This window comes from Serratia sp. 22264 (assembly GCF_052045345.1).
Lineage (GTDB): Bacteria > Pseudomonadota > Gammaproteobacteria > Enterobacterales > Enterobacteriaceae > Serratia > Serratia plymuthica.
Map to the genome: position 1 here is coordinate 2,249,379 of NZ_JBQEOY010000001.1, position 23,419 is coordinate 2,272,797.

22 protein-coding genes are annotated in these 23,419 nt (G+C 60.3%); 7 read left to right on the forward strand and 15 right to left on the reverse strand.

The features are described from left to right. Positions 1-9: 9 nt before the first annotated feature. The 6 genes from ACTJJ1_RS10495 to ACTJJ1_RS10520 are packed head-to-tail and all read right to left on the reverse strand — an operon-like array spanning position 10 to position 7,295. Entirely contained in the window at positions 10-1,122 is a 1,113-nt protein-coding gene (locus tag ACTJJ1_RS10495) for an alkylhydroperoxidase domain protein (protein WP_020439400.1), read from the reverse strand. Next, a complete protein-coding gene (locus tag ACTJJ1_RS10500; protein ID WP_208904222.1) occupies positions 1,119-2,165 on the reverse strand; it encodes a putative FMN-dependent luciferase-like monooxygenase in 1,047 nt (348 codons plus the stop codon). The genes ACTJJ1_RS10495 and ACTJJ1_RS10500 overlap by 4 nt, the downstream gene beginning before the upstream one ends. After that, positions 2,155-3,828 carry a dipeptide ABC transporter ATP-binding protein gene (locus ACTJJ1_RS10505; RefSeq protein WP_440833502.1) on the reverse strand — a complete coding sequence of 558 codons (1,674 nt, stop codon included), beginning with the start codon at positions 3,826-3,828 and terminating at the stop codon, positions 2,155-2,157. Before ACTJJ1_RS10505 ends, ACTJJ1_RS10500 begins: the two co-directional genes overlap by 11 nt. Next, positions 3,828-4,718, reverse strand: coding sequence for an ABC transporter permease (locus ACTJJ1_RS10510; protein ID WP_004946744.1), 891 nt, complete (start codon positions 4,716-4,718; stop codon positions 3,828-3,830). Before ACTJJ1_RS10510 ends, ACTJJ1_RS10505 begins: the two co-directional genes overlap by 1 nt. After that, entirely contained in the window at positions 4,715-5,659 is a 945-nt protein-coding gene (locus ACTJJ1_RS10515) for an ABC transporter permease (protein WP_004946748.1), read from the reverse strand. The genes ACTJJ1_RS10510 and ACTJJ1_RS10515 overlap by 4 nt, the downstream gene beginning before the upstream one ends. A 10-nt stretch (positions 5,660-5,669) precedes the next feature. Then, positions 5,670-7,295: a TIGR04028 family ABC transporter substrate-binding protein gene (locus tag ACTJJ1_RS10520; RefSeq protein WP_037431272.1), complete on the reverse strand. Its 1,626-nt coding sequence runs from the start codon at positions 7,293-7,295 to the stop codon at positions 5,670-5,672. Positions 7,296-7,472: 177 nt separating this feature from the next. On the opposite strand from ACTJJ1_RS10520, the gene ACTJJ1_RS10525 reads away from it, so the two are divergent. Continuing rightward, positions 7,473-7,721: a hypothetical protein gene (locus ACTJJ1_RS10525; protein ID WP_062792363.1), complete on the forward strand. Its 249-nt coding sequence runs from the start codon at positions 7,473-7,475 to the stop codon at positions 7,719-7,721. A 15-nt stretch (positions 7,722-7,736) separates the two neighbouring features. Here the strand turns inward: ACTJJ1_RS10525 and ACTJJ1_RS10530 are convergent, their stop codons facing one another. Continuing rightward, positions 7,737-9,032 (reverse strand): MFS transporter, encoded by a 1,296-nt coding sequence (locus ACTJJ1_RS10530; protein ID WP_208904226.1) that lies wholly within the window; start codon positions 9,030-9,032, stop codon positions 7,737-7,739. A gap of 304 nt (positions 9,033-9,336) precedes the next feature. Between ACTJJ1_RS10530 and ACTJJ1_RS10535 the strand changes: the two genes are divergently transcribed. Next, complete coding sequence (locus tag ACTJJ1_RS10535) at positions 9,337-10,053, forward strand: FadR/GntR family transcriptional regulator (RefSeq protein ID WP_440833506.1); 717 nt, start codon at positions 9,337-9,339, stop codon at positions 10,051-10,053. Positions 10,054-10,094: 41 nt separating this feature from the next. On the opposite strand, the gene ACTJJ1_RS10540 is transcribed toward ACTJJ1_RS10535, so the two are convergent. Beyond that, on the reverse strand, positions 10,095-11,348 hold the full coding sequence (locus ACTJJ1_RS10540) for an enolase C-terminal domain-like protein (RefSeq protein WP_004946762.1): 1,254 nt from the start codon (positions 11,346-11,348) through the stop codon (positions 10,095-10,097). A 354-nt stretch (positions 11,349-11,702) separates the two neighbouring features. Between ACTJJ1_RS10540 and ACTJJ1_RS10545 the strand changes: the two genes are divergently transcribed. The 3 genes from ACTJJ1_RS10545 to idnD all read left to right on the forward strand — a co-directional run bounded on the left by ACTJJ1_RS10545 (position 11,703) and on the right by idnD (position 14,979). After that, positions 11,703-12,470: an SDR family oxidoreductase gene (locus ACTJJ1_RS10545; RefSeq protein WP_261455591.1), complete on the forward strand. Its 768-nt coding sequence runs from the start codon at positions 11,703-11,705 to the stop codon at positions 12,468-12,470. 98 nt (positions 12,471-12,568) lie between these two features. Beyond that, positions 12,569-13,933: an MFS transporter gene (locus tag ACTJJ1_RS10550; RefSeq protein WP_440833508.1), complete on the forward strand. Its 1,365-nt coding sequence runs from the start codon at positions 12,569-12,571 to the stop codon at positions 13,931-13,933. Beyond that, positions 13,933-14,979 (forward strand): L-idonate 5-dehydrogenase, encoded by a 1,047-nt coding sequence (gene idnD, locus ACTJJ1_RS10555; RefSeq protein ID WP_006326508.1) that lies wholly within the window; start codon positions 13,933-13,935, stop codon positions 14,977-14,979. Before ACTJJ1_RS10550 ends, idnD begins: the two co-directional genes overlap by 1 nt. A 27-nt stretch (positions 14,980-15,006) precedes the next feature. Here idnD and ACTJJ1_RS10560 read toward each other — a convergent pair whose 3' ends face one another. Further along, positions 15,007-15,636 carry an alanyl-tRNA editing protein gene (locus ACTJJ1_RS10560; protein ID WP_440833510.1) on the reverse strand — a complete coding sequence of 210 codons (630 nt, stop codon included), beginning with the start codon at positions 15,634-15,636 and terminating at the stop codon, positions 15,007-15,009. An 88-nt stretch (positions 15,637-15,724) separates the two neighbouring features. On the opposite strand from ACTJJ1_RS10560, the gene ACTJJ1_RS10565 reads away from it, so the two are divergent. Further along, positions 15,725-16,660, forward strand: a complete 936-nt coding sequence (locus ACTJJ1_RS10565; protein ID WP_202291620.1) for a LysR family transcriptional regulator — start codon at positions 15,725-15,727, stop codon at positions 16,658-16,660. Here ACTJJ1_RS10565 and alkB read toward each other — a convergent pair. Next, entirely contained in the window at positions 16,643-17,290 is a 648-nt protein-coding gene (gene alkB / locus ACTJJ1_RS10570) for a DNA oxidative demethylase AlkB (RefSeq protein WP_004946782.1), read from the reverse strand. The two genes, ACTJJ1_RS10565 and alkB, sit on opposite strands and share 18 nt — an antisense overlap. A gap of 139 nt (positions 17,291-17,429) precedes the next feature. On the opposite strand from alkB, the gene rarD reads away from it, so the two are divergent. Further along, positions 17,430-18,314, forward strand: coding sequence for an EamA family transporter RarD (gene rarD, locus ACTJJ1_RS10575; RefSeq protein WP_004946787.1), 885 nt, complete (start codon positions 17,430-17,432; stop codon positions 18,312-18,314). 27 nt (positions 18,315-18,341) lie between these two features. On the opposite strand, the gene ACTJJ1_RS10580 is transcribed toward rarD, so the two are convergent. The 5 genes from ACTJJ1_RS10580 to citX form a co-directional block, all read right to left on the reverse strand. Next, entirely contained in the window at positions 18,342-19,097 is a 756-nt protein-coding gene (locus ACTJJ1_RS10580; protein WP_202291622.1) for a 4'-phosphopantetheinyl transferase family protein, read from the reverse strand. Between the two features lie 44 nt (positions 19,098-19,141). Continuing rightward, positions 19,142-20,371, reverse strand: coding sequence for a bifunctional glucose-1-phosphatase/inositol phosphatase (gene agp, locus ACTJJ1_RS10585; RefSeq protein ID WP_064799782.1), 1,230 nt, complete (start codon positions 20,369-20,371; stop codon positions 19,142-19,144). Between the two features lie 143 nt (positions 20,372-20,514). Next, positions 20,515-21,978 carry an anion permease gene (locus ACTJJ1_RS10590; protein ID WP_006326512.1) on the reverse strand — a complete coding sequence of 488 codons (1,464 nt, stop codon included), beginning with the start codon at positions 21,976-21,978 and terminating at the stop codon, positions 20,515-20,517. Between the two features lie 29 nt (positions 21,979-22,007). After that, on the reverse strand, positions 22,008-22,889 hold the full coding sequence (gene citG, locus ACTJJ1_RS10595) for a triphosphoribosyl-dephospho-CoA synthase CitG (RefSeq protein ID WP_020453895.1): 882 nt from the start codon (positions 22,887-22,889) through the stop codon (positions 22,008-22,010). Further along, complete coding sequence (gene citX / locus ACTJJ1_RS10600; protein WP_004946804.1) at positions 22,870-23,418, reverse strand: citrate lyase holo-[acyl-carrier protein] synthase; 549 nt, start codon at positions 23,416-23,418, stop codon at positions 22,870-22,872. The genes citG and citX overlap by 20 nt, the downstream gene beginning before the upstream one ends. Position 23,419 lies beyond the last annotated feature (1 nt).

Genomic DNA, 23,419 nt, shown 5'->3' on the forward strand with positions numbered 1-23,419 from the left:
CCGTCCGCCTTAGTCGTCGAAGGGTTCACCGAGGGTTAGCATCAGCCGGTTAGCCCAGGCAAAGAACGCCGTTGATTGCACCAGATCCAACAGCGCCAGTTCGTCCAGCCCCTGCTCGCGCAGCGCTGCCAGATGCCGGGCGTCAGCCTGCGGCGGCGTGGCGGACAGCGCGGCGGCAAAATCAATCTGCGCCCGCCAGCGATCCCCTTGCCCCTCACTCAGTACGCCGCCCGGCGCTACGTCCAGCAGACGCTGCACCTCTTCCGTTTGTTTCGACAGTTGCGCCGCCTTGCGCGCATGTACCGAAGCGCAATAGATGCAACCGTTGACCTTGCTGGCCACCGTCGCCGCCAGTTCGCGATCTTTGCGCTCCAGCCCGCCAGGGGTGTAGAAAATCGCCCTGTCCGCCAGCGTGCGCTGTTCCAGCACCGGATGATTGCGCGCCAGCAGGCGGAAGTAATCCGAATCGCTATGGCCGAAACGCGTCAACAACGCCTGTCCCGGCTCATCGAACTCCGCCAGCGGCTTGGCGGCGATCCAGGGTTCCCACCCCAGTTCCTGGCGGGTAAACACCGGCGGCGCATGGCGGCCGCTCAACGTGACGGGGTCGGTACGCCAACCGCCGGCCCTGACCGGGGTGCCGGTCACCTCAACCGGTTTGTCGCCCAGCAGCCGGTAACCGGTCAGCAGGCGGCTTTGGAAGCTGACAAACGCGATCAGTTGCGACAGCGTGACGATATCGTCCAGCGACCAACCGGCCTGTTGCAACCCCTGCAAATGCTGCGCGTCGGCGCTGGCGGGTTTGAACGCCAGCCGTTCGGCATGAGCCAGCGCCGCCTGCCAACGCGGGCCGGCCGGCGCGCCGCCCTGCTGTTCCAGCAACGCCGCGTAGTGTGCGGCCAATGGCTGGTCGGCCTGCCATTCGCTGATGCGCTGCGCGATCAGCAGCCGCTGCGCCGGCGGAAAATCCCCGGCGTCGGCGGGAGCAAACAGCGCCTGATAGCTGGCCTGAATGGCGTCTGTCGCCGCCTGACGCGTCGCTCTGGCCTGCGCCAATGCCGAACCGGGCGCGATCTCCGCCAGCGTCGCCAGCAGATCCTCAGTGTTCAACGTGGTTGTCATACCTTTTCCTCAGCGGGATATTCGTGGGAGACGGAAGCGGGATTGCGGCGTTGCCAGCCCAGCTCCGGAGCAACATGGCGGGCGATCAGCTCGATCGAACGCAGCACATGGGCGTGCGGCGGGTCGATCGAATGCACCTGAAACGCCAGATCGGTCACCCGTGCCAACGCGCTGTCTTTTTGCAGCGAGGCAATAACCTGATCCGGCGTGCCCAGGTGCACGTCAAAGGCGCGAATCAATCCGTCGAGCGATTCATCGGACGGCCGGTGGCCGCTGGCGCGCAAGCGTTCCAGCCCCCGCCCAAGCCCCTGCGCGGCGAAGTCCCGCGCCTGTTGGCTATGGTCGGTGACAAACGCCGTGCGCGAGCCCATGATGCGCGGCGCTATGCCGGGCGGCAGCGCCGCCAGATAAGCGTCGATAATCGGGTTTTGCAACGCGTCCAGCGGCAAATCCGGCGCATCCGCCGGGCGGGGTTGAGTGCGCGACAGCATCAGGCCATCACCGGCCCGCCCTGCGCGCTCGCCGCCTTCCACCGAGAAAGTGGCTTGCCAGACGCGCTGCGCCAACTGCGGCGCTGCCGGATACAAGCGGTTATCCTCGCCGCCCAACGCCTCGCCGCGCCAGGCCCGCAGCAGGGTATCGAAGTTATCGGCAAACACCGCGTTGCGCTGTTGGGCATCGAACCCGAAGGCGCTGAACGAGGACGGGGTGCCGCCGGCGGCAATGCCAACCTCCAGCCGGCCGTCGGACAGCAGATCCAGCACCGCAGTGTCTTCCGCCACGCGAATTGCCGATTCCATTGGCAGCGTGATTACCCCGGTGCCCAACCGAATATGGCGGGTACGCGCCGCCACCTGCGCCAGAAACACCAGCGGCGAAGGCAGGCCGCCTTCATCCTCATGGAAATGGTGCTGCGCCACCCAGGCGGTATCAAACCCGGCCCGTTCGGCATGCACAATCTGTTCGGTCGCCAGCCGGTAACGCTGTTGCGCGCTGCCCTGATCCAACAACCGGGTGAAAAAACCAAGTCTCTTACTGCTCATGGAACGCGTCCTCACTCTTTGGCTGTGCGGCATGCCAGTGGCGGCCGGGAATGGCCTCAATCAGCTGACGGGTGTAATCGCTGCCCGGCATGGCGAACAGGTCACGGGTCGCGCCACCGTCCACCTGCTGCCCACGGTGCAACACCGATACGCTGTGCGAAATCTGCCGCACCGTCGCCAGGTCATGCGAGATAAACAAATAGGTCAGCCCCAACGCTTGCTGCAAATCCTGCAGCAAGCGCAGGATCTGCGCCTGCACCGTCACGTCCAGCGCCGAAGTGGCTTCGTCCAGCACCAGGACCCTTGGCTGCAACACCAGTGCGCGGGCGATAGCCACCCGCTGGCGTTGGCCGCCGGACAACTCGCGCGGCTTGCGGCCAAGCAGATCGTCCGGCAGCGCCACCCGTTCAAACAGCTCGCGCACCCGGCGATAGCGCTCGGCTTTACCCAAGGGTTCGAAGTTCAGCAACGGCTCTTCAATGACCTGATACAGCGTCTGCGAAGGATCGAGCGAACCGAAAGGATTTTGGTACACCAACTGAATGCGGCGGCGGAACTGGCGCAGCGCTTCCCCCTTCAGCCGGGTGAAATCGGTGCCGTCGATAATGATTTGCCCGGCGTCCGGCCGCTGAAAACCGAGCAGGCAGCGCGCCAGCGTGGTCTTGCCGGAGCCGGATTCCCCCACCAGCGCATGAGTCGTGCCGCTCTGCACGCTGAAAGAAACCTGATCCAGCGCGCGGTAGCTTTTGCCGCCGGAACCGGCCAGACGAAAATCTTTCACCAACCCGTTAACCTGGATCGCCGGCTCTTGCGTGCCAAGGTTTAGCTGCGGCGCGGCGCCGCCGGCCAACGAAGGCACATCGGCAAACAACCGGCGGGTATAGTCGCTGGCGGGAGCACGCAGCACCTCGGCGGTTACGCCCTGCTCCTGCACCCGGCCGTGGCGGAACACCAGCAGCCTATCGGCGCGCTCCGCCGCCACCGCCAGATCGTGGGTCACCAGTAATACCGCGGTGCCGAATTCCTGCCGCAGCTCGTCGATCAGATCAAGAATGCGTTTCTGCACCGTGACGTCCAGCGCGCTGGTGGGCTCATCGGCGATGATCAGCGCCGGCTGCAACGCAATGGCGATAGCGATCAATACCCGCTGTTTCATGCCGCCGGAAAGCTCGTGCGGATACTGTCGCACCCGCAGCTCCGGGTGCGTCAGGCCAACCCGGGTCAACAGTTCCACCACCCGCTGCTGCACCTGCTTGCGCGGCAAGCGGCGGTGAATATTGACGATCTCCGCCACCTGCTCGCCGATGGTTTTTACCGGGTTAAGCGAGCTGGAAGGGTCCTGCGGGATCAGGCTGATTTGCGCGCCGCGCACCGCATCCAGTCGGCGTGACGACCAGTGGGCAATGTCGGTGCCGTTGAGGCGGATTGCCCCCTGCTCCAGACGGCCGTTTTCCGTCAGCAAGCCAATGATCGCCTGCGCGGTGGTGGTTTTGCCCGAACCGGACTCGCCGACCAGCGCCACCACTTCACCCGGTTGGATCGAGAAAGAGACGTCGTGCACTACCCGGCGGCTGCCGGCCGCCTCCTGATAGGCGATGGAAACCTTGTCCAGCTCCAGCACCGGCGTGGCGGCGGCCCGTTGCAATGCGGTTTGAATGCTCATCAATGCGTCCTCGCCAGCGCGCGGCTGATGCGGTTAGCCGCCAGCACCACCGCCACCACCGCCAAACCGGGGAAAGTGGTCAGCCACCAGGCGGTGGAAATGTAGTTGCGCCCTTCGGCGATCAACAGCCCCCATTCCGGCGTTGGCGGCGGCGTGCCGTAACCGAGGAAGCTCAGGGTGGCGATCGCCAGAATGGCGCTGCCGAATTGCAGCGCCGAGAAGGCAATCACCGAGGTCAGCGAGTTCGGCAGAATGTGCCGCCACAGCACCGCCCAAAAGGTGCCGCCGCTGCCATAGGCCGCCTCGACGTAATCGCTGTGCCGCACCCGCACCACTTCCGCACGCGCCAGGCGGGCGAAATTGGCGACCGAGGTGATGCCGACGGCGATGGCGGCGTTCACCGTGCCAAACCCCAGCAGGATAATGATGCTTAGCGACAGCAGCAGGCCGGGAATAGACAGCAGCACATCGACCAGGCGCATAACCGCATCGTCCGCCACACCGCCCACCGCACCGGCAATCAGCCCGAGCGCGGTGCCCAGCAGCAAGCCCAGCGCCACCGCCACCAGCGCAGCGGACAGCGTTTGCGAAGCGCCATAAACAATGCGCGCGTAAAGATCGCGCCCCAGTTGATCGGTGCCCAGCCAGTGCGCCCCGCCCGGCGCCAGCCGCTGCGCGCCGGCAATGCCCTCGGTGCCGCTGTAGGCGGTAAACAGCTGCGGCGCCAACGCCCACAGCACCGCAATGGCGATCACCGCCCAGGCCAGCAGCAGCGTCACCGGCACGCGCCTGCGGCGGCGCGGGCGGCTGGCCGGCAAGGTGCCTTCGCTTTCCAGCCCGGCCAGATCGCGTTCCGGCACGGTCGCTTTTTCAAAGGAGATACTGCTCATACGGCGGCTCCTGTTTGCGTTTTCAATCGGGGATCCAGCAGCGGGAACAGCAGATCCACCAGCAGGTTGATGGTGACGAAGGCGGCGGCGGAAATCACCACAATCGCCTGCAACACCGCCACGTCTTGATTAAGCACCGCCTGCAGGGTCAGTTGCCCCAGCCCGCTGCGGCCAAACACGGTTTCGGTGATCAGCGCCCCGGCGATCAGCTCGCCGAACAAAATGCCGGCGATGGTCAGCGCGGGCAGCATGGCGTTGCGCGCCACATGCCGCCACAACACCCCGCTGCGGCTGGCACCTTTGGCGCGCGCCACGGCGACAAACGGCTGCGTCTGGACCTGATCGATGCTGCGGATCAATATCTGCGCCAGCGGGGCGGAGATGGGTACCGCCAGCGTCACGATCGGCAGAATCAACCCTTCCCACTCGCCCGGGTTGATCACCGGGATCAACTTGAGCTGGAATGAAAAGACCTGGATCAGCACGATGCCCAGCCAGAAGGTAGGCACCGAGACAAACAACGAGGGCAGCGATTGCAACGCCGATCTCAGCCCGCCGAAACCGCTCAAATTGGAGAGAAAGGCAATCGCCAGCGCCAGGATCAACGCCAGCGAGAAGCCCAGTACCGCCAGTTGCAGCGTGGCGGGCAGGTTGGTGGCCAGCAGATCGGTGACCGGCACGCCGGCCTGCATCGAGTAACCCAGATCGCCACGCAGCACGTTGCCCAGCGTGTGCAAATACTGCTGCCACAGCGAGACGTTGGCCCCATAAGCGGCGCGCATATCGGCGATTTGCGCCGGGCTTAGCCCCATGTCCGGGTTCTGGAACTTGATCAGAATCGCATCGCCGGGCAGCACCTGCAGCAGGATAAACGACAGGGTGAAGGTCGCCCACAGCACCAGCGCCGCCTGCCCAATGCGCCTCGCCAGATATCGGGTCATCGTGGCCTCCTTAATGTTTCTCTAACCAGGCGCCATAGAAACTCGGGCGGCCGACCGCTTCAAAACTGACGCCCTTCAGATAAGGCGCACCGGCAAACACCTGCGGCTCCTCAAAGAACGGGATCACATAGGCCTGATCGAGCAGGTAGTTTTGCGCCTCGCCGGCGATTTGCAGGCGTTTTTGCGCATCGACTTCGGAAGCGATGCCCAGCAGCAGCGCGTTCAGCTTGTCATCGCTGAATTGGCTGTTCTTGCCGCTGCCGCCTTTTTGCAACAACGCATCGCGGTTGGTCGGGTAGAACTGGCTCTTAATCACGTCGGGATCGGCACGGCCCACTTCCACCACCGTCGCCGGGGTTTTCTGCGGATCGAGGTTATCCGCCACCCGACTGCCGGCGTCGCCGGCCAGGATGTTCAGCCGTGCCCCCACCTTGCCCCACTGCTGCGAAACCAGCTGCAACACCGCCTTGTTCTGTGGCTGCGGCAGAGATTCATACACATTCAGCAGCAGTTTTTTACCCTCTTTCTCGCGCAGGCCGTCGCTGCCCTTTTTCCAGCCGGCTTCATCCAGCAGGCGGTTGGCTAATTGCGGATCGAACTTCAGCTTGTCGGACAAGTCGACAAACCCGGCGGCGGACGAGGCGATGACCGATTTGGCCTGCGGGTAATTGGCGGAGAACAGCGTCTCGACGATTTGCTTGCTGTCGGTGGCATGCAGCAGCGCCTGGCGCACCCGCAGGTCGCTCACCAGCGGGTTGTCCGGCCGGAAGGCGACGCTGTCGTTAACGCCTCGCGTCGGAGCAGCGTAAATCGTGAACCCCTGATCCTGCGTCTGCTTCTCGTCATAAGCCTGAATTTGGCGAATAAAGTCCGCCTGGCCGGCCTGCAACGCGCCAATGCGCACGCTGTCTTCGCCGGTGACGATCACCTTGATGCCGTCGAGATTGGCGCGCCCCTGCTGCGCCAGTTTGGCCGGCCCCCAGGCGTAATCCTTGCGTACGCCGAGATCCACTTCGCGCCCCAGCGTTTCGCCGCTGACCACGAACGGGCCGGAGCCGATGATATGGCGTGCGTCGCCGAGTTCGTCGTAACTGCGGTTCAGGGTGCTGAGGGACACCAGCCCCGAACCTATGGTGGCGGTGCCCTGCAGGAAGCCCGGCGATGAACGTTTGAAGTAAAATTTGACGGTCAGCGGGTCGATCACTTCGCTGCGGTCATAGTTGTTGATCACCTCCGACACCGGCAGGCGTTTGTCTTTATTGCCCAGGCCGTAGGTATCAAAATTCTTCGCCACCGCGTTGGCATCCAGCGGCGTGCCATCGGAGAAGGTGACGCCCGGGCGCAGCTTGAAGGTGTATTCGGTTTTATCGGCGTTGCTGCTCCAGGATTCGGCGATCCACGGCTCAATCTCCAGCGTTTTCGGGTTCTGATAGGTCAGTTTGTCGGTGATCTGGTTGAGGATGCCGCCGTTGGGGTAGAAACCGCCGGAAGGCGGGTAGAGGTTGGTGTGCGCCTGCTGTTCCAGGTAGACCAGCGTGCCGCCCTGCACCGCCGCCAGCGCCGGATGAACGCTCGCCGCCAGCCCCAATGCCACTGCTATCCCGCCGGTTAATGTGTTGAAAGAGAACTTAAACATAGATTTGCCACGCCTTCTTTATTTCGGAACGTTATGGGTGAGATAACAAACCAAATCGGCGGGGAGTTGAACGAACTAATTTCGCTAACCAAGGGTGGAAAACGCACAAGGCGCTCTGGCTTGGCAGAATCGAGGTAATGTTATAGTGTATCAAAAACCAAAATCAGGAGAGCCAGGATGAAAATTCAACTCTCGCTGCTGTTCCTTGGCCTGCTGGCCGGGCGGGCTGCCGCGTTTCAGTCGAAGGTGCCGGAACCACAGCCAGAACAGGCGCGTGCGGCGGAAACTACCCTCGAGACTATGTTCTATGGTTTTCACGCGATGGATGCGCAGGCGGTCAACATCGGCACCTGCGCAGCATTGCCGCAGGCCGGATGCCAATGCGCTTTCTGCACCCAGCTGCGACAGGCCGGGCCGACGAAATGACCGCCCGGCCTGACCTTATCGGCAGGCCGCGGCGTCAGGCGCGCCAATCCGCGGCGCCGGGTTGGAGAAACGGGTCAGCGCCGTCAGCGCCACCGCGATTATCAGCGACGTGCCCATAAAGACGTAAGACGCCTGCGGCCCCTGCGTAATGCCATTGAGATAGCCGACAATCCAGGCGCCAACAAATGATCCCAATGCGCCGAAACTCACGATGAATGCCATCGCCCCCGCCATCACGTTCCGCGGCAGCAACTCCGGGATCGCCGCAAAAAACGGGCCATACGGCGTATACATCGCCCCGCCGGCTATCACCAGCAGCACATAAGACAGCCAGAAATGATGGGCACCGAGCGTGAAGGACGCGCAAAAACATACCGCGCCCAATCCCAGGAACAACAGCACTACCGGTTTGCGTTGCTGATATTTATCAGAGAAGTAGGATGCACTGAGCATGAGCGGCACCGCCAGCAGATAGGGCGCGGCGGACAACCAGCCGGTAGCGACGATGCCCATGCCGGAGGCCGTTTTCAACATCGACGGCAACCACATGATGAAACCGTACATGCCGATATTCCAGAAGAAATGAATAAACGACAGCGCCAAAACCTTGCGGGAACGGAATGCCTCACCGTAATTTTTAATCGGTTGCATGCCAGTCTGTTCAGCGGCCAGCGCAGCCTCGAGGTCGGCTTTTTCCTGCTTGCTGAGCCAAGTGGCATCTTTTGGCCGATCGACAAATATTACCCACCAGATTGCCGCCCAGATAATCGCCGGCACCCCTTCAATGATGAACATGCCGCGCCAGCCGAAGGCATCGACCAAATAACCGGACAGGATCGACATCCACAGCACGGTGATTGGATTCCCCAGGAACAGGAAGGTATTGGCTTTCGACCTCTCCTGCTTGGTGAACCAATGGCTGAGGAATACCAACATCGCCGGCATCACGACACTCTCCGCCACCCCGAGCAGGAAGCGGATAACGGCCAAGGTCGCCACATTGCTGACCAAGCCGGTGGCCGTGGCCAAAATCCCCCACAGCACCAGGCTCCAAAAAATCAGCGCCTTAGCGCTGCGTTTCTCGGCGTAAATGCCGCCGGGCACCTGGAAAAAGAAATAACCGAGGAAGAACAAGGCTCCCAGCAGTGACGATATGCCGGGCGTAATATTGAGATCCTGTGCCAGCCCTGCCGCTGCGCCAAAACCGTAGTTGGCGCGATCGAGGTAGGCCAGGCTATAGGTGATAAAAGCCAGTGGGATAAGCTTTCGCCAGCGGATTGGCGCCAGTTTGGCGGGTAAATTGATGTTCATGTGAGTTTTCCCAAGGGAGGTTTAATGAATACCGGTCCATACGGCAGACAGGGTTTTTCTGTTTATCATTTTAAAAAACCACATGTCATACCATTACTTGTATGACATCCCTCAAGATCAAAAATGAATCACTGTTGCGCCGCAATCAATCGCCAGTGCTGTAAATTGAAATGGCGATCACAAAATAAATTTATGACGCCTTGGCGGGGTCCAGCCACGCAAAAATGCGGTGAAAAACTTCACACCTGTAGCGCGGCGTGCTATACCACAGGCATGTTGTAGGACAACTTATGCGACGGATATCATGAGTCTTCAATCAATCCAAAAACACAACGTGGTCAACGCGGTTTACGAACAAATTAAAGAAAAACTGTTGGACGGCAGTTGGCCGCCGGGGAGCAAACTGCCTTCAGAAGCCGAGCTGACCGCCTCTTTCAACGTCAGCCGGGTCAGCATTCGCAGCGCGGTGCAGCGGCTGCGCGATTTGGGCATTGTGGTGACCCATCAGGGCAAAGGCAGCTTCGTCGCCAAACACCTCAATCCGCAAAACCTGTTCAACGAACAGCAACCCATCATGCACCTCAGCCGTGAAGAGTTTCACGACATGATGGTGTTCCGCCAAACGGTGGAGTTCAAATGCATGGAGCTGGCGGTATTAAACGCCACACCGGAAGACATCACCGCGCTGGAACAGGCGCTGAGCCGCATGCTGGTCAACAAGGACGATTACAAGAAGTACTCCCAGGCCGATTTCGAGTTTCATCTCGCGATCGCCAAAGCGTCGCAGAACAAAGTGTTCTACAACGTGATGCACTCGATCAAAGACACCTATTACTACTATCTGGAAGAACTGAACCGGGCACTGGGCATCTCGCTGGAAAGCGTCGAGGCGCATATCAAGGTGTTTATGGCGATTAAAAACCGCGACTCTTCTACCGCCGTTGCGGTACTTAATGAAGCGATGGCGGAGAACGTCATCGCCATCGAAAAACTCAAGAAGACAGCATCGGGCAACGAGTGATTCGCTTGCAAAGGGCGCAATAAATGCGCCCTCAAGCGATGTTAAGGCCGGGATGCCGTGCCGTCCGGCGTGCGCGCCAGCGTCCAGGACGGGATCCCGCCGATGCACGGATACTGCGCCGCTTTTTTCTCATCGATATCGATGCCCAACCCTGGGCGATCGCTCAGGTAAGCGTAACCCCGCTCAATGTCCGGGCAACCGGTGAACACCTCGCGCAGCGCGTCATTCATCGGCGTGTACTCTTGAATACCGAAATTGGTGAGGCTCATGTCCAGGTGCAGGTTAGCCGCTACGCCGACCGGCGAAATATCCCCCGGCCCGTGCCATGCGGTGCGTACCCCGTGGATTTCACTCAGCGTCGCCAGTTTTTTCGCCGGGGTTATGCCGCCGATGGTGCTGACGTGACAGCGGATGTAATCGATCAGATTGTGGGTAATCAGCGTTCTCCAGTCATTGACGTTGGTAAACAACTCCCCCATTGAGATCGGCGTAGAGGACTGTTGACGCAGCATTTTCAACCAATCGATATTTTCCGGCGCCACCGGATCTTCCAGATAAAACAGCTGGTACTGTTCCAGCGTTTTAGCCAATTGAATGGCCGCGATCGGCGTCACCCGCTCATGCACATCGTGGATAAACTCGATGCCGAACCCCAGCTTGTCGCGCAAATGTTCAAACAGACGCGGCACACTTCGCACGTAGGCGTCCGGATCAAAATAAATGCCCGGCGTGCTGCTGCGCGGCGAACGTTTGGGTTGAATGTTTTTTGCCCGCGCCAACTGAGTGGCGATCAGCTTCAGGTCATCCGTCCCCGCCCCGCCGTACATCCCCATCTGGCAACGCACGTATTGGTAACCCTCTTCCATACGTGCACGAATGTTGTCCTCCACCTCGAACTCATCGCTGCCGTCGGTGTGGCAATACAGCGGGATGCCATCGCGGCATTGGCCGCCCAACAATTCATACACCGGTAAACCGGCGACCTTGCCTTTGATATCCCACAGCGCCATGTCGACGCCGGACAGCGCATTATTCATGATCGGCCCGCTGCGCCAGTAGCCGCTTACGCAGGCGGACTGCCAGATATCCTCGATCCGCGCCGGATCCTTACCGATTAAAAACGGCGCCATGTAGTCGTCAATTGCCGTTTTCACCGCATGTATGCGTTGAGTGAAGGTCGCGCACCCCAGCCCATACAGCCCAGGTTGGTTGGTCTCTACCTTCACTACCGCCAGATCGATGCCGCCCGGGGCGGTGAGAATGGTTTTCACGCCGGTGATTTTTAGATTGCCCACTGGAAACTCCTTTGATCGCAAACTTATAAGTTGTCCTACAAGATAAAGAAACTTATATCACCGATGACGCAAGCCCTAAAGCGCCAATTAAAAATTATGTGCGCTGCGTCATACTGTAAAACACAGACAAAATAACTAACTGTTTTATATGCAATTTTAAATCATACCTTCCCACAATGAAATTTTCTTTTGTGATCGAAGTTTCAAAAACCGTTTAACCGCATTGATTTCCATCAAGGCTTACCGCAATTTTAATATGAATGATGTCATACAAGCTGTTGGCGCAACATTTCGCATAATGCCCCAACGGCCCGGCAGGCATCAGGATCATTTAACCAACCATAAGGGGTTGATATGTCTGCTCTGTTTGATTTAACGGGGAAAACGGCGCTGGTGACCGGTTCCACCCGCGGATTAGGTTTTTCCTACGCTGAGGGGCTGGCGGCAGCCGGTGCCGCCGTTATCCTTAACGGCACCCAACCCGCGACGGTACAGGCAGCGGTCGAACGCTTGCAATCGCAAGGCCACCGGGCACGCGGTTTTGCTTTTGACGTGACCGATGAACAAGCCATTGAAGCGGTATTCAGCCAGCTCGATCGGGAGCACGTCGAAGTCGACATCGTGATCAACAACGCCGGCATTCAATATCGCAAACCGCTGGTCGATCTGGAGTTGGCGCAGTGGCAACGCGTGCTCGATACCAACCTGACCAGCGCCTTTATCGTTGCCCGTGCCGCCGCAAAGCGGATGATCGCCCGCGGCAAGGGCGGAAAAATCATCAATATCGGCTCGCTGACCAGCCAGGCGGCCCGCGCGACGGTAGCGCCTTATACCGCCGCCAAGGGCGGCATCAAGATGCTGACCTGCTCAATGGCGGCCGAATGGGCCGAATTTAACATTCAGTCCAATGCCATTGGCCCAGGTTATATTCTGACCGATATGAATGCCGCGCTGGTTGACAACCCAGCCTTCGACAACTGGGTGAAAGCCAGCAATCCCTCAAAGCGCTGGGGCAAACCGGAGGAGTTGATCGGCACCGCCGTCTATCTGGCTTCCGACGCGTCCAATTACGTTAACGGGCAAATCATTTACGTCGATGGCGGTTGGCTTGCCGTGTTGTAATTTTCCCACAGCCTCCGAATGCGTATTTGCCCACGGCGGGCATACCGCCCCTGTACCCAAAAAACCTATAAAAACAAGTCACTCACCAGGACAAAAAAATGAAAGCAACAAAGTCGCGATTCTTTATTCTGTCGCTGTTGTTTATCGTCACGGCAATAAATTATATGGACCGGGCCAACCTGTCCGTCGCCGGCAGCAAGATTCAGTCCGAATTCGATCTCAGCGCCACCCAGTTGGGATTGCTGTTTTCCATGTTTACCTGGTTTTACGCCGCCAGCCAGATCCCGGTCGGTTACGTGCTGGATCGCATCGGCTCGCGCATTCTGTACGGCAGCGCCATTATTTTATGGAGCCTGTTTACCTTCATGATGGGGTTTGCCTCGCACCATTTATTCGCCACCGCGACCGCGTCATTCCTGATGCTGCTGGCCTGCCGGGCGCTGATTGGCGTTGCCGAAGCCCCTTCCTTCCCGTCCAACACCAAGATCATCGCCAGTTGGTTTCCCGACCATGAGCGTGCGCGCGCCACGGCCATTTACTCCAGTGCGCAGTATATCGGTCTGGCGCTGTTAACCCCGGCGCTCTCCTACATAGTGGCGGAATACGGTTGGGAGATGTCGTTCTATCTGTCTGGCGGCGTCGGCATTCTGTTCGGCATCTATTGGTTGATCGCCTACCGCGATCCGCAGCACAGCCGCAAAACCAATCAGCGGGAGCTGGATTATATTCGCGAAGGTGGCGGTTACGGCTCCAAAAACCAGGCTAACGTCAGCGAAAAAGTGCGCTGGAGCGATATCGCCTTTTTCCTCAGACAGCGCACCGTTTGGGGATTGTTCATCGCCCAGTTCGCCTGTTCCTCCACGCTCTATTTCTTCCTGACCTGGTTTATCGTTTACCTGGAAAAAGGGTTGCACCTGCCGATAGCCAAAGCCGGGCTGGGCGCGTCCTTCCCCTACCTGATGGCGATGGCCGGCGTGCTGTGCGGCGGCACGCTGAGCGATATGCTGCTGAAAAAGGGCAAGTCCCGCACCTTGGCCCGCAAACTGCCGGTCATGTCGGGCCTGTTCCTGACCATGATTATCTGCCTGGTCAACTTTTTCGAGGACCAACCGGTGATCGCCATCGCCATTTTGTCCATCGCCTTCTTCGCCAACGCCTTCTCCAATTTGGGCTGGGTGGTCTGGAGCGATGTGATCCCGCGCAATTTCATCGGCACCATGGGCGGCTGCCTGAACATCTGCGGCAACCTTTCCGGCATCGTCAGCCCGATCGTCATTGGCGTCATTTTGCAACGCACCAATAACTTCCACTATGCGATGTGGTATATCGCCGCCGTCGCGCTAATGGGCCTGCTGGCGTATACCTTCCTGGTCGGCAAGATTGAGGTGCTCGTTCCCCCGAAACCGGAGAAACCTTTACCGCCGCACTCCAACGCGGACCTCCACAACATTGAGGCAAAATAATGAGCAAAAAAACCCTAAGCTGCAAAGCCTGCTTCGCCTACGGTGAAAAAGACGTGCGCGTTGAGCTGCGCGAGCTGGAATACGATGAGAATGACGTGTTGGTGAAGGTGGAACGCGGCGGCATCTGCGGCTCCGATATCCATTATTACCAGCACGGCCGCGCCGGCATGTCGGTCCTCAAACACCCGATGGTGGTCGGACATGAATTCGTCGGTACCGTCAGCCAGGCCCCCGCCGGATCGGCACTGCGGGTGGGGCAGCGGGTGGCGGTCAACCCATCGCAACCCTGCAATCATTGCCAATACTGTCTGGCGGGCAAGCAAAACCTGTGCGCCACCATGCGCTTTATGGGCAGTGCGCAGTTTAATCCGCACGTTAACGGCGGTTTTTCCGAATACGTGGTGGCAACGGAACAACAATGCATTCCTTACCGCGATAACGTCGCGCCACAGGTGATGGCCTTTGCCGAACCGCTGGCGGTTGCCATTCATGCAGTCAACGTTGCCGGTACGCTGGTGGGGAAACGCGTACTGGTGATAGGCGCAGGCCCCATCGGCTGCCTGATCCTGGCCGCTGCACGCAGTGCCGGCGCGTCCGAACTGGTCGCCTCCGATGTCAGTGACCGTTGCCTGACGCTGGCCCGGCAAATGGGCGCCACCGCGACCTTCAACCCGCTGAATGAGGGCAGTGCTGCGCCTTATCAGGAAAACAAAGGCTATTTCGACGTGGTGTTTGAAGCCTCCGGCAGCCCGGCGGCCATAGCCTCAACCGTGGCCCTGGCCCGCCCCGCCGGCACCGTGGTGCAAGTGGGCATGGGCGCCAACAGCGTCGATTATCCGGTCATGCCCATGCTGGTGAAGGAAATCCGTTGGATCGGTTCGTTCCGCTTTGTCGACGAATTTGCTACCGCCGTTAAATGGTTGCAGGACGGCCGCATCGACCCGTTGCCTCTGCTCAGTGGCGAATACCCGCCGGAAGCGATTGAAAATGCGCTGATCGCCGCCGCCGACAAAAACCTGTCTTCCAAGGTGCAAATTCGATTCTGACCGACTTATCGCCAGGGCTGAGCCTGCTCAGCCCATTTCATACTGCACAATCAACTGCCCTTTTTTCATCTTCACCGCCGTGATGGTCACCGCGCCCAGCTCGCTCAGCGAGGCCACGTGGGTGCCGCCGCAGCCGTAAACGGGCAGATCGCCGAAACCTACCTGACGCACGCCATCGACGTCCAACTGCCTGCGTGGCAAATTGGCCGCGATCAGCCGTTGCAGTTCCGCCTGCAGGGCACCTTGCTCCAGCGTTTGCGGGTCTGCGCCCGGCGCAAAGGTGATGCGCCCTTCACCTGGCCAATGATGCGCCTTCACCGGTTGCCAGCCGTGGTTTTCCCCTACCCAGCCAATCAGGTGGCCAGCGGAATGCCAGCGGGCATGCAACCGGCGCCGCTCGCCATCCACCTGTTGGTTCACCGGCCCGGCGCTCACGGGTTCGGCGGTGAAATGCAGCACCTTATCGCCCTGCTGCGCCACGCGCAGTACCGGGATGGCGCCGAGAGTGCCGGTATCGGCCTGTTGCCCGCCGCCCTGCGGGTGGAACAGCGTCGCGCTCAGCTCCACGGCATATCCGCCGTCTTCGACCGGGGTGCAGGCCAACACCTGCGCTTCACCCTGTAGCTCGTCGCTGTAATAATAAAGTCGTTCGGTCATGGCTTTCTCCTGGTTACGGAACTCTGCCTAGTATATTCATGCCATAATCAAAGGATAATCCGTCTTCTTTACAATGGACCTTTGCGCCGTGAGCACAAATCTATCCCATTCTCTGCTGGCCGAAATGGCCGTTTTCGTTCAGGTGGTGGAAAGCGGCAGCTTCTCCGCCGCCGCCCGCCTGCTGGGCACCTCGCCCTCTGCCACCAGCCGCAGCGTGGCGAAACTCGAACAGGCACTGGCGCTGCAACTGCTGCATCGCACTACCCGCAAGCTGCGCCTGAGCGAACAGGGCGAAGAGGCCTTCCTGCGCTGCCGCAGCATGCTGGAGGCCGCGCATTCGGTGATGGAAATCAGCGGCCAGGGCGCCGTAGAACCTGAAGGCTTGATCAGCGTCAGCGTCCCCAAAGCGGTAGGCCGCTTCGTGCTGCACCCGCATATCCCGGCATTTTTGCGCCGCTACCCCAAGGTGGACGTGCGTCTGCGGCTGGAAGACCGCTATATGGACCTGATTGACGATCGGGTCGATCTGGCGTTACGCATTACCGATCGCCCATCGCCCGGGCTGATCGGCCGCCAACTGATGACGATAGAACACCTGTTGTGCGCCACGCCGGAGTATCTGGCGCAGCACGGCACGCCACAACAGCCGCAGGATTTGGCACAGCACAGCTGCATTTATCTGGGGGAAACGCCCAACGACGCCCGCTGGAAATTCCGTCGCGCCGGCAAAACGATCGCGGTGAACGTGCGCGGCCGCTATGCCGCCAACCATACCGGCGTGCGGCTGGATGCGGTGAAACAGCACCTCGGCATCGGCAGCCTGCCCTATTTTACCGCCCGACAGGCGCTGGACAGCGGTGAAGTGGTGCAGGTGCTGCCGGAGTGGGATTTCCTCAGCAGCTACCACGGCGGCCTGTGGCTGCTGTATGCACCCAACCAGCATCTGCCGCCCAAACTGCGGGTGTTTATCGATTATCTGGTCGCCTGCCTGGCCAAAGAGCCGCAGCTAAAGCGCCTTGCGTAAGGTGATGTTGATCCTGTGCGGCCCCACCAGCGAATGGTAGCCCTCTTTGATCGGCATAATGCCGTGAAAACACAGCCGCGACGGGCCGCCCCACACGACGACGTCGCCGTGCGCCAGTGGAATGCGCTGGGCCCGGTCACTGCGCTGCATGCCGCCGAACTGGAATACCGCCGGTAATCCCAGTGACACCGACACTATCGGTGAGCCAAAATCGTGTTCGTCTTTATCCTGATGCAGCGACAGCTTGCTGCCGGGATCGTAGCGGTTAATCAGGCACGAATCCGGCACGAACGGCGCAAAACCCGCCTGCTGCGCCGCTTCGTCCGCCAGCGCCATAAAAATAGCCGGGATGGGCGGCCAACGTTTGCCGCTGCGCGAATCGCGCTCGGAGTAACGGTAGCCGCGGCTGTCGCTGCTCCAACCATTGCCGCACCAGCTCATCGCCACCGACATCACATGGCCGCCCGGCGTGGTCATGTGGCGCCACGGCACCTGCGCGATCACCCCCTTCACCGCCGCCAACAGTTCCGGCCCGTGATCGCGCACAAAACCGTGCATCACCACCGCGCCCGGAGCAATCTGCTCGCGCCACGGCGGCGGCACGGCGTCTTCGAAAAGATCGAGAGTCATTGCTTAATGCCTGTATGAATACCCAGTATTTATTTTAACTCGCCACCGAGGATTGTCCAGTGTGATGCGCGCCATTGTTGTCCGCGCCAAACTTCTCTAGAGTACCTGCAATAAAATCAATAACCTTTCAGGATCGCACGTGATTAAAGGGATCGTTCTTTCGGTTGTCGCCTCGGTATTGTTCGCCGTGATGTATTACTACACCTCCACGCTGGCCCCGCTCGACGGCGAACAGGTCTTCGGCTGGCGCACCCTGCTGACGGTGCCGTTCCTGACGCTGTTTATGATTTTTTCCGCCGACTGGCGCCGGGTCAGCGAGACGCTGCGCTGGATCAAACAGCGGCCGCGCCGCCTGCTGTTTCTGCCGCTCAGTTCCGCGCTGTTGGGGGTTCAACTGTGGTTGTTCCTGTGGGCGCCGCTGCACGGCAAGGCGCTGGAGGTGTCGCTCGGTTATTTCCTGCTGCCGCTGACCATGGTGCTGGCAGGGCGAGTGATTTTCCGCGATCGTCTTTCACTGCTGCAAAAGCTGGCGGTGGGTTGCGCCATTATCGGCGTCGGCAACGAGCTGTATCAGGTCGGCGGCGTCTCCTGGGCGACGCTGGTGGTGGCGTTGGGTTATCCGGTTTACTTTATTCTGCGTCGGCATTTCGGCACCGATAACCTCGGCGGGCTATGGTGCGAACTGGCGCTGATGCTGCCGGTCGCCGGCTGGTTCGCCTTTGGCGGAAACGGGCCGCAGGCCGCATTGGCCACTCATCCGCTGCTGTATGTGCAGATCCCGCTGTTGGGTATTCTCAGTGCCTCGGCGCTGGTGTGTTATATCCTGGCCAGCCGCCTGCTGCCCTTCAGCCTGTTTGGTCTGCTGAGCTACGTGGAGCCGGTGCTGTTGGTGGTGGTGGCGCTGTTGTTGGGCGAGAGTATCGGCCGCGACGAATGGCTGACCTATATTCCGATCTGGCTGGCGGTGCTGTTGTTGGTGGCGGAAGGTACGCGTCATCTGTTGCGCCGCCGACAGATAAAGTGACGGCGTCACGTGAATTATTTAATTGATTTATAAATAGATAAACGTGGTTACATCGTCACTTTCATGCCAGTAACGCCCACTAAAACGGCGGCCGGCGTGGCAATGCGCCGTGAGTGGCTTAAGCAGCTCCAGTTCAAAGGTCCGCTGTCGCGTATCTATCGCCACCATACGCGCATCGAGAAAATCAAAGTAGCAACCCACCTGCGGGTAAAGGGTTTTGAACAGGCTCTCTTTGGCGGAGAACGCCAGCGTCAGCAATTGGTTAAACGCCTGCGGGCGCCGGCGCAGCGTTGCGCACTCTTCTTCGCCGACGATGGCGGTCCACAGTTCTTCGGCTCGTTCAGCCGGGATCAGCGTTTCAACGTCCAGCCCCACGCCACCCAGCCCGCTTTCCCGATGCACCGCGCACAGCGCGGTATCCGAATTATGGCTGAGCGCACCGGCAATTCCCTGCGGCCACTGCGGCGCGCGGTCCTCTCCCCGCGACAGGGTAAAATCCGCAAACCCCAACGGCGCCAGCAATGCCCGCGCCAGATAACGCCCGGCCAGATACTCCGCCCGCCGCTTCGGCACCGCACGCGCCAGATGATCGGGGATCGCCATACCGACGTCGCCGAAACAGCGGTCCTGATAGGCCGCCAGGGAAAAACGGCAACGGGCAACCTGCCCCGGATAACCGTCCAGGTTCAGCCATTCGATGGTGGGGATAAAAGAAGAGAACACTTGTCGTCCAGGGTGAGTGTACAGGCCGCTAATTTTAGACGCCAGATGGACCGGCAACAACGATTATTCCTCTCCCCCCAACCGGAGGGAGAGGAACGGAAGGGTTACAGAATACCTTTCATGGTTTTTTCGAAATCGCTCCAGGCACAGAAACCCTGTTTATCCACCGGGCAACCTTCCAGCGCCAGCGTCACGCGCTGCGGCGGCGTTTTCAGCGTCAGCGGGTTGGCATTGCGCAGTTGGTCCGCGGACTGGTAGACGTACTCAATCTTCAGCAGGTCGCGATCGTTTTTCTTATCGTGCCAGCGCTGGAACACCAGTTTGCCGCCAATCGGCGTTTTCTCATACTGGTGCGGCAGTTGATAAGGCTTGAAGCGCATCGCCGACAGCAGCGAAGCGATATTGGAGTCATGGCCCACCAGCACCGTCACCTTAGGCGCATCCGGTTTGCGTTCGCCAATCAAGGCGCCGTTGATGTAGGTCAGCAGCGGTTTGGCGACGTTTTGCGCCACCACCGGCGAGGTGAACAGCGAATCCTGGTAACCGTCTTTCAACTGTGCCAGCTGTTTCCACTGCTGCGGCGTGGTTATCTTGCCCCAGGCCACGTCCTTCATCGGGAAGCCTTCGTAATATTGCAGCATGAAGGCGTCCACCAGCGAGTTCCCCACCCGCAGCGGGCCGGCGACGCCCGGCTCTTTGCCCGGCACCGCGCTCATCTTGCTGGCTTCTTTGGTCAGATCGCAGTGCTTGTCGGTTTTACAGGCGCTGGACGCTTTGTAATCGATGATTTTCGCCAGTTGCTTGTAGGCGGCATCCAGCTTCAGCGAGGCCAACTCGGTGTTCATCGCCCCCAGCGCCTGTTGATTGAAGGCTTCGCTGTTGTCGGTGATGATCGGGTTGAAGGTAGGATCCATCTCCCCCATTTTTTCCTGGTGGTGCACGCTGATGTCGCAGCCGGGGAACGCGCCGTTGGTAAAGAACTGCGCGGTCGCGACCGTGCGTTGCAGGCTGTTGGCGTAAACGTAAACGCTGCCGGCGGTCGGGCAGCCTTCCTGCGGCAATACGCCGGTCTGCTTGAGCCACTCGTTGAAATAGTGGCCCATATACACTTCCAGTACCCCGCCCTTGGTGGTCAACAAGCCACCCGGCGTATCCCAGGCCGGCCAGGCTTTGGGGGTAGATTGCGCCAGCACGCTGCCGTTATTGGCCAGCGGCGCACGCAGGTTGTGGCGGCTCATCAACAGCACCTGTTCCAGTTGATAGTCGTTGGTGTCCGCCAGGGCATTCCCGGTCAATAATAAGGGCAAGCACAGCAATAACGTTTTTCTTCTCATCCGCAGAGGCTCCAGGAAAGTGATTATTTTGAATATGTTAGCTTTCGCCTCGCTATGATGGAGAGGTTATCCGGTGAAGTGTGTGACGAGTATCACGGGGAGAGGATCCGGCAAGCGGCCATCGAGAGATGGCCGCAGGCAACTCAATACCACAAACGCAGGATAGGCCAGCCGATCAACAGCAGCGCGGCGATATACACCACGCCGAGAATGCCGCCCATCCGCCAGTAATCTTTCGATTTCACGTAGCCGCAGCCGTAGATAATCACCCCCGGCCCGGTGGCGTACGGCGTCAGTACGCCCATGATGCCGATCGACAACACCAGCAGCATCGAAAGTTGCTCTAACGGCACGCCAGGCAGCCCTTTGCCGACCGCCAGGATCACCGGCAGCAGGGTGGCGGTATGCGCCGACAGGCTGGCGAACAGGTAGTGGGCGAAGTAGAACACCAGCACCAGCGCCACCACCGTCATGTTCGGCGAAAAGCCGTTCAGGTGGGTGCTCATGGTCTGGGCGAACCAGTCGATAAAGCCGGAGCGCGTCAGGCCGTTGGCCATCACCACCAACGTCGCCAGGTTAACCAGCGTGTTCCAGGCGCTGGAGTATTTGGTGATATCCTTCCACGACACCACGTGCAGCGCCAGCATCAGCGAAACCGCCAGCAGGCAGACCGTGGTGGCGTCCAGCCACTTGCCGCCGAACACCCACAGGCTCAGGCTGAACAGCACCAGGCCAATCAGGGTGCGCTCTTTGCGTGTCAGTTGGCCCATTTCACCCAGCGCGGTGTTGGCCCAGGCAGCCACTTCGCTGCTGTGGGTCACGCCCGGTTTGTACAGGTAATAGGAAATCAACGGCGCGACAATCAGCAGCAACAGCCCGACCGGCAGGAAGGCCAGGAACCACTGCATCCAACTGATGTGCACCCCGGCGATTTTGCCGACAAACTCAATCCCCAACACGTTGGGTGCCGCGCCGGTGACGAACATCGACGAACTGATGCTGGTGCCGACCACCATCATCCACATCAGGTAGCCGCCAATACGCCGCGACGAAGGGTCGTTGGGGAAGGAGTCAAACAGCGGCGGCAGGTTTTTCACCACCGGAAACACCGTGCCGCCGGTGCGTGCGGTGTTGGACGGGGTAAACGGCGCCAGCAGGATATCGATGATCACCACCGCGTAGCCGAGCGTCAGGGTACGCTTGCCCATAAACTTCACCAGGAACAACGCGATACGCCGCCCAAGCCCGGTGGCCTCGTAGCCCAGCGCAAAGATGAACGCGCCGAATACCAGCCAGACGGTGGTGCTGGAGAAGCCCGCCAGCCCCCATTTCAACGCCTCTTTACCGGCCTTGAAACCCGGTTCCGCCAGTTCCTGCGCACCAAACAGCACCCAGTTGGCGCTGAGCACGCTGAGAGTCACGGCGATAAAGCTGATGGCGGTAGCCGGGATCGGCTCCAGGATCATGCCGACAATCATCGCCACAAAGATGGCGAAATAGCGCCAGGCCTGCGGCGGCATGCCGTCGGGCGTGGGTATCAACAGCAGGATCGCGAGCACCAGCAACGGCACTATCGCTTTCCAGATTTTTTCCTGGGTTTGAGACATAAGACTCTCCTGATGAAGGGTTATTGTTTTTAGTTCGGTAATTGCGCCAGCAGCCAGGTGACGATCAACAGATCGGCGCTGCCGCCAGGGCTGAGGTGGCGAAGGATGCAGTCGGCGTCGAACTGCCGCAGGCGTTGCCTGCCCCGTGCGCCCTGCGCCCCGCCCTGCGCCAACAGCCCATCGGCACGCCGCTGCAACCAGCGCAACCCGGCCAGGCCGCCGCGCGAGGCGACGTTGGTGTCCTGGTTGTGGGCCATCAGCCACAGCAGGCTGTCCATCAGCGCCGTCTGCTCATCGCAGCCCGCCTTCAGCCGTTGTCGGTAGAACGGCAGCGCGCCGTTGATCACTCGCTCAAAGCCGGACTCCGCCTCGCCGCGTGCGCCGCTCAGGCCATGTTCGGCAAACAACCGCTGGCCGGCGGTCTGCAATGCGTTGCGGGTTTGCAGCTCGCGGGCCACCAGCCCACGACACATGGCCGCCACCTCGGCGCACAGCGTTGCGGCATCGATCTTCTTTTGCTGCTGATAACGGCGGCCAAAAGCGGCGCACAGCAGGCCGAGGGAAAACACGCTGCCTTTATGGGTGTTGACGCCGCCGGTGGCCCGGAACATATGGTTTTCGCAGGCCAGGCCCAGCGGGCGCAGCCGCAACAGCTGTTCGTCGGCCGGGCGCGCCGCATCGTCGCAACCCTGTTGGATAAAACGCGGCAGCCAGATGCCGATGGCGCGGGCGCTGCGATAAAAGTGACCGAGGTTCATATCGCGGTGAGCGCCGTTGTTATGGCGATCCACCAGCCCCGGTTTGGGCGTGAGGTTCACTTCCACCAGCAGTGCGCGGTAGGCGGTCCGGGCGAAATCCTGTACCGCCGTTTGCGGCGCACGCCTGGCAAGGTTAACGGGCTGAGAGCGCATCGTTGAGCATCCTTTCCATTTGCTGCAGCAGCTGTTCGCTGCCGTGTCGCCGTTGGCGGGCGCACACTTTGGCCGGCTGGCCGCACAACAGGCAGCGACGTTCCGCCAGCCCCAGATCGCGCCGCGACAAAATACGCCCCTGGGTGTCCAGCACGTCGATATCCCACAGCCGGCCAATCGGCTGTTGCACCTCTAACTGCATGGCGCAGTCCTTCACCCGCCGGGCATCGGCCTGCAACGCCAGAAAGCCTTCGCAGCCGGTGGCGAGCGCCAGCGTTTCGGCCTGCAGACAGCGCCAACCTTGCTCGCGCCATAGCTGTTGCAGCGCCTGCCAGCCGAGGTTGAAGATGTTGCGCGTCAACGCGCTGTCTTTTCGCGCACCGGGCACCACCAGCGTCAACACCAACAGCGTGGATTGATGGCGCGCCAGCCATGCCTGTTGGCGCGCCTGACGGCAATCGCGACTGGTGAGCAGTTCCGGCAGGCTTACGGCGCGGTTGGCGGCCAGTTCGGGGGCAACGTAAGCCATA

Coding starts and splice junctions, on each gene's coding strand:
- ACTJJ1_RS10545 (WP_261455591.1), top strand. CDS start 11,703: ATGTCTGCTCTGTTTGATTTAACGGGGAAAACGGCGCTGGTGACCGGT.
- ACTJJ1_RS10520 (WP_037431272.1), bottom strand. CDS start 7,295: ATGTTTAAGTTCTCTTTCAACACATTAACCGGCGGGATAGCAGTGGCA.
- alkB (WP_004946782.1), bottom strand. CDS start 17,290: ATGACTCTCGATCTTTTCGAAGACGCCGTGCCGCCGCCGTGGCGCGAG.
- ACTJJ1_RS10495 (WP_020439400.1), bottom strand. CDS start 1,122: ATGACAACCACGTTGAACACTGAGGATCTGCTGGCGACGCTGGCGGAG.
- agp (WP_064799782.1), bottom strand. CDS start 20,371: ATGAGAAGAAAAACGTTATTGCTGTGCTTGCCCTTATTATTGACCGGG.
- ACTJJ1_RS10590 (WP_006326512.1), bottom strand. CDS start 21,978: ATGTCTCAAACCCAGGAAAAAATCTGGAAAGCGATAGTGCCGTTGCTG.
- ACTJJ1_RS10525 (WP_062792363.1), top strand. CDS start 7,473: ATGAAAATTCAACTCTCGCTGCTGTTCCTTGGCCTGCTGGCCGGGCGG.
- ACTJJ1_RS10560 (WP_440833510.1), bottom strand. CDS start 15,636: ATGACCGAACGACTTTATTATTACAGCGACGAGCTACAGGGTGAAGCG.
- idnD (WP_006326508.1), top strand. CDS start 13,933: ATGAGCAAAAAAACCCTAAGCTGCAAAGCCTGCTTCGCCTACGGTGAA.
- ACTJJ1_RS10510 (WP_004946744.1), bottom strand. CDS start 4,718: ATGAGCAGTATCTCCTTTGAAAAAGCGACCGTGCCGGAACGCGATCTG.
- citG (WP_020453895.1), bottom strand. CDS start 22,889: ATGCGCTCTCAGCCCGTTAACCTTGCCAGGCGTGCGCCGCAAACGGCG.
- citX (WP_004946804.1), bottom strand. CDS start 23,418: ATGGCTTACGTTGCCCCCGAACTGGCCGCCAACCGCGCCGTAAGCCTG.
- ACTJJ1_RS10515 (WP_004946748.1), bottom strand. CDS start 5,659: ATGACCCGATATCTGGCGAGGCGCATTGGGCAGGCGGCGCTGGTGCTG.
- ACTJJ1_RS10535 (WP_440833506.1), top strand. CDS start 9,337: ATGAGTCTTCAATCAATCCAAAAACACAACGTGGTCAACGCGGTTTAC.
- ACTJJ1_RS10550 (WP_440833508.1), top strand. CDS start 12,569: ATGAAAGCAACAAAGTCGCGATTCTTTATTCTGTCGCTGTTGTTTATC.
- ACTJJ1_RS10530 (WP_208904226.1), bottom strand. CDS start 9,032: ATGAACATCAATTTACCCGCCAAACTGGCGCCAATCCGCTGGCGAAAG.
- ACTJJ1_RS10500 (WP_208904222.1), bottom strand. CDS start 2,165: ATGAGCAGTAAGAGACTTGGTTTTTTCACCCGGTTGTTGGATCAGGGC.
- ACTJJ1_RS10505 (WP_440833502.1), bottom strand. CDS start 3,828: ATGAGCATTCAAACCGCATTGCAACGGGCCGCCGCCACGCCGGTGCTG.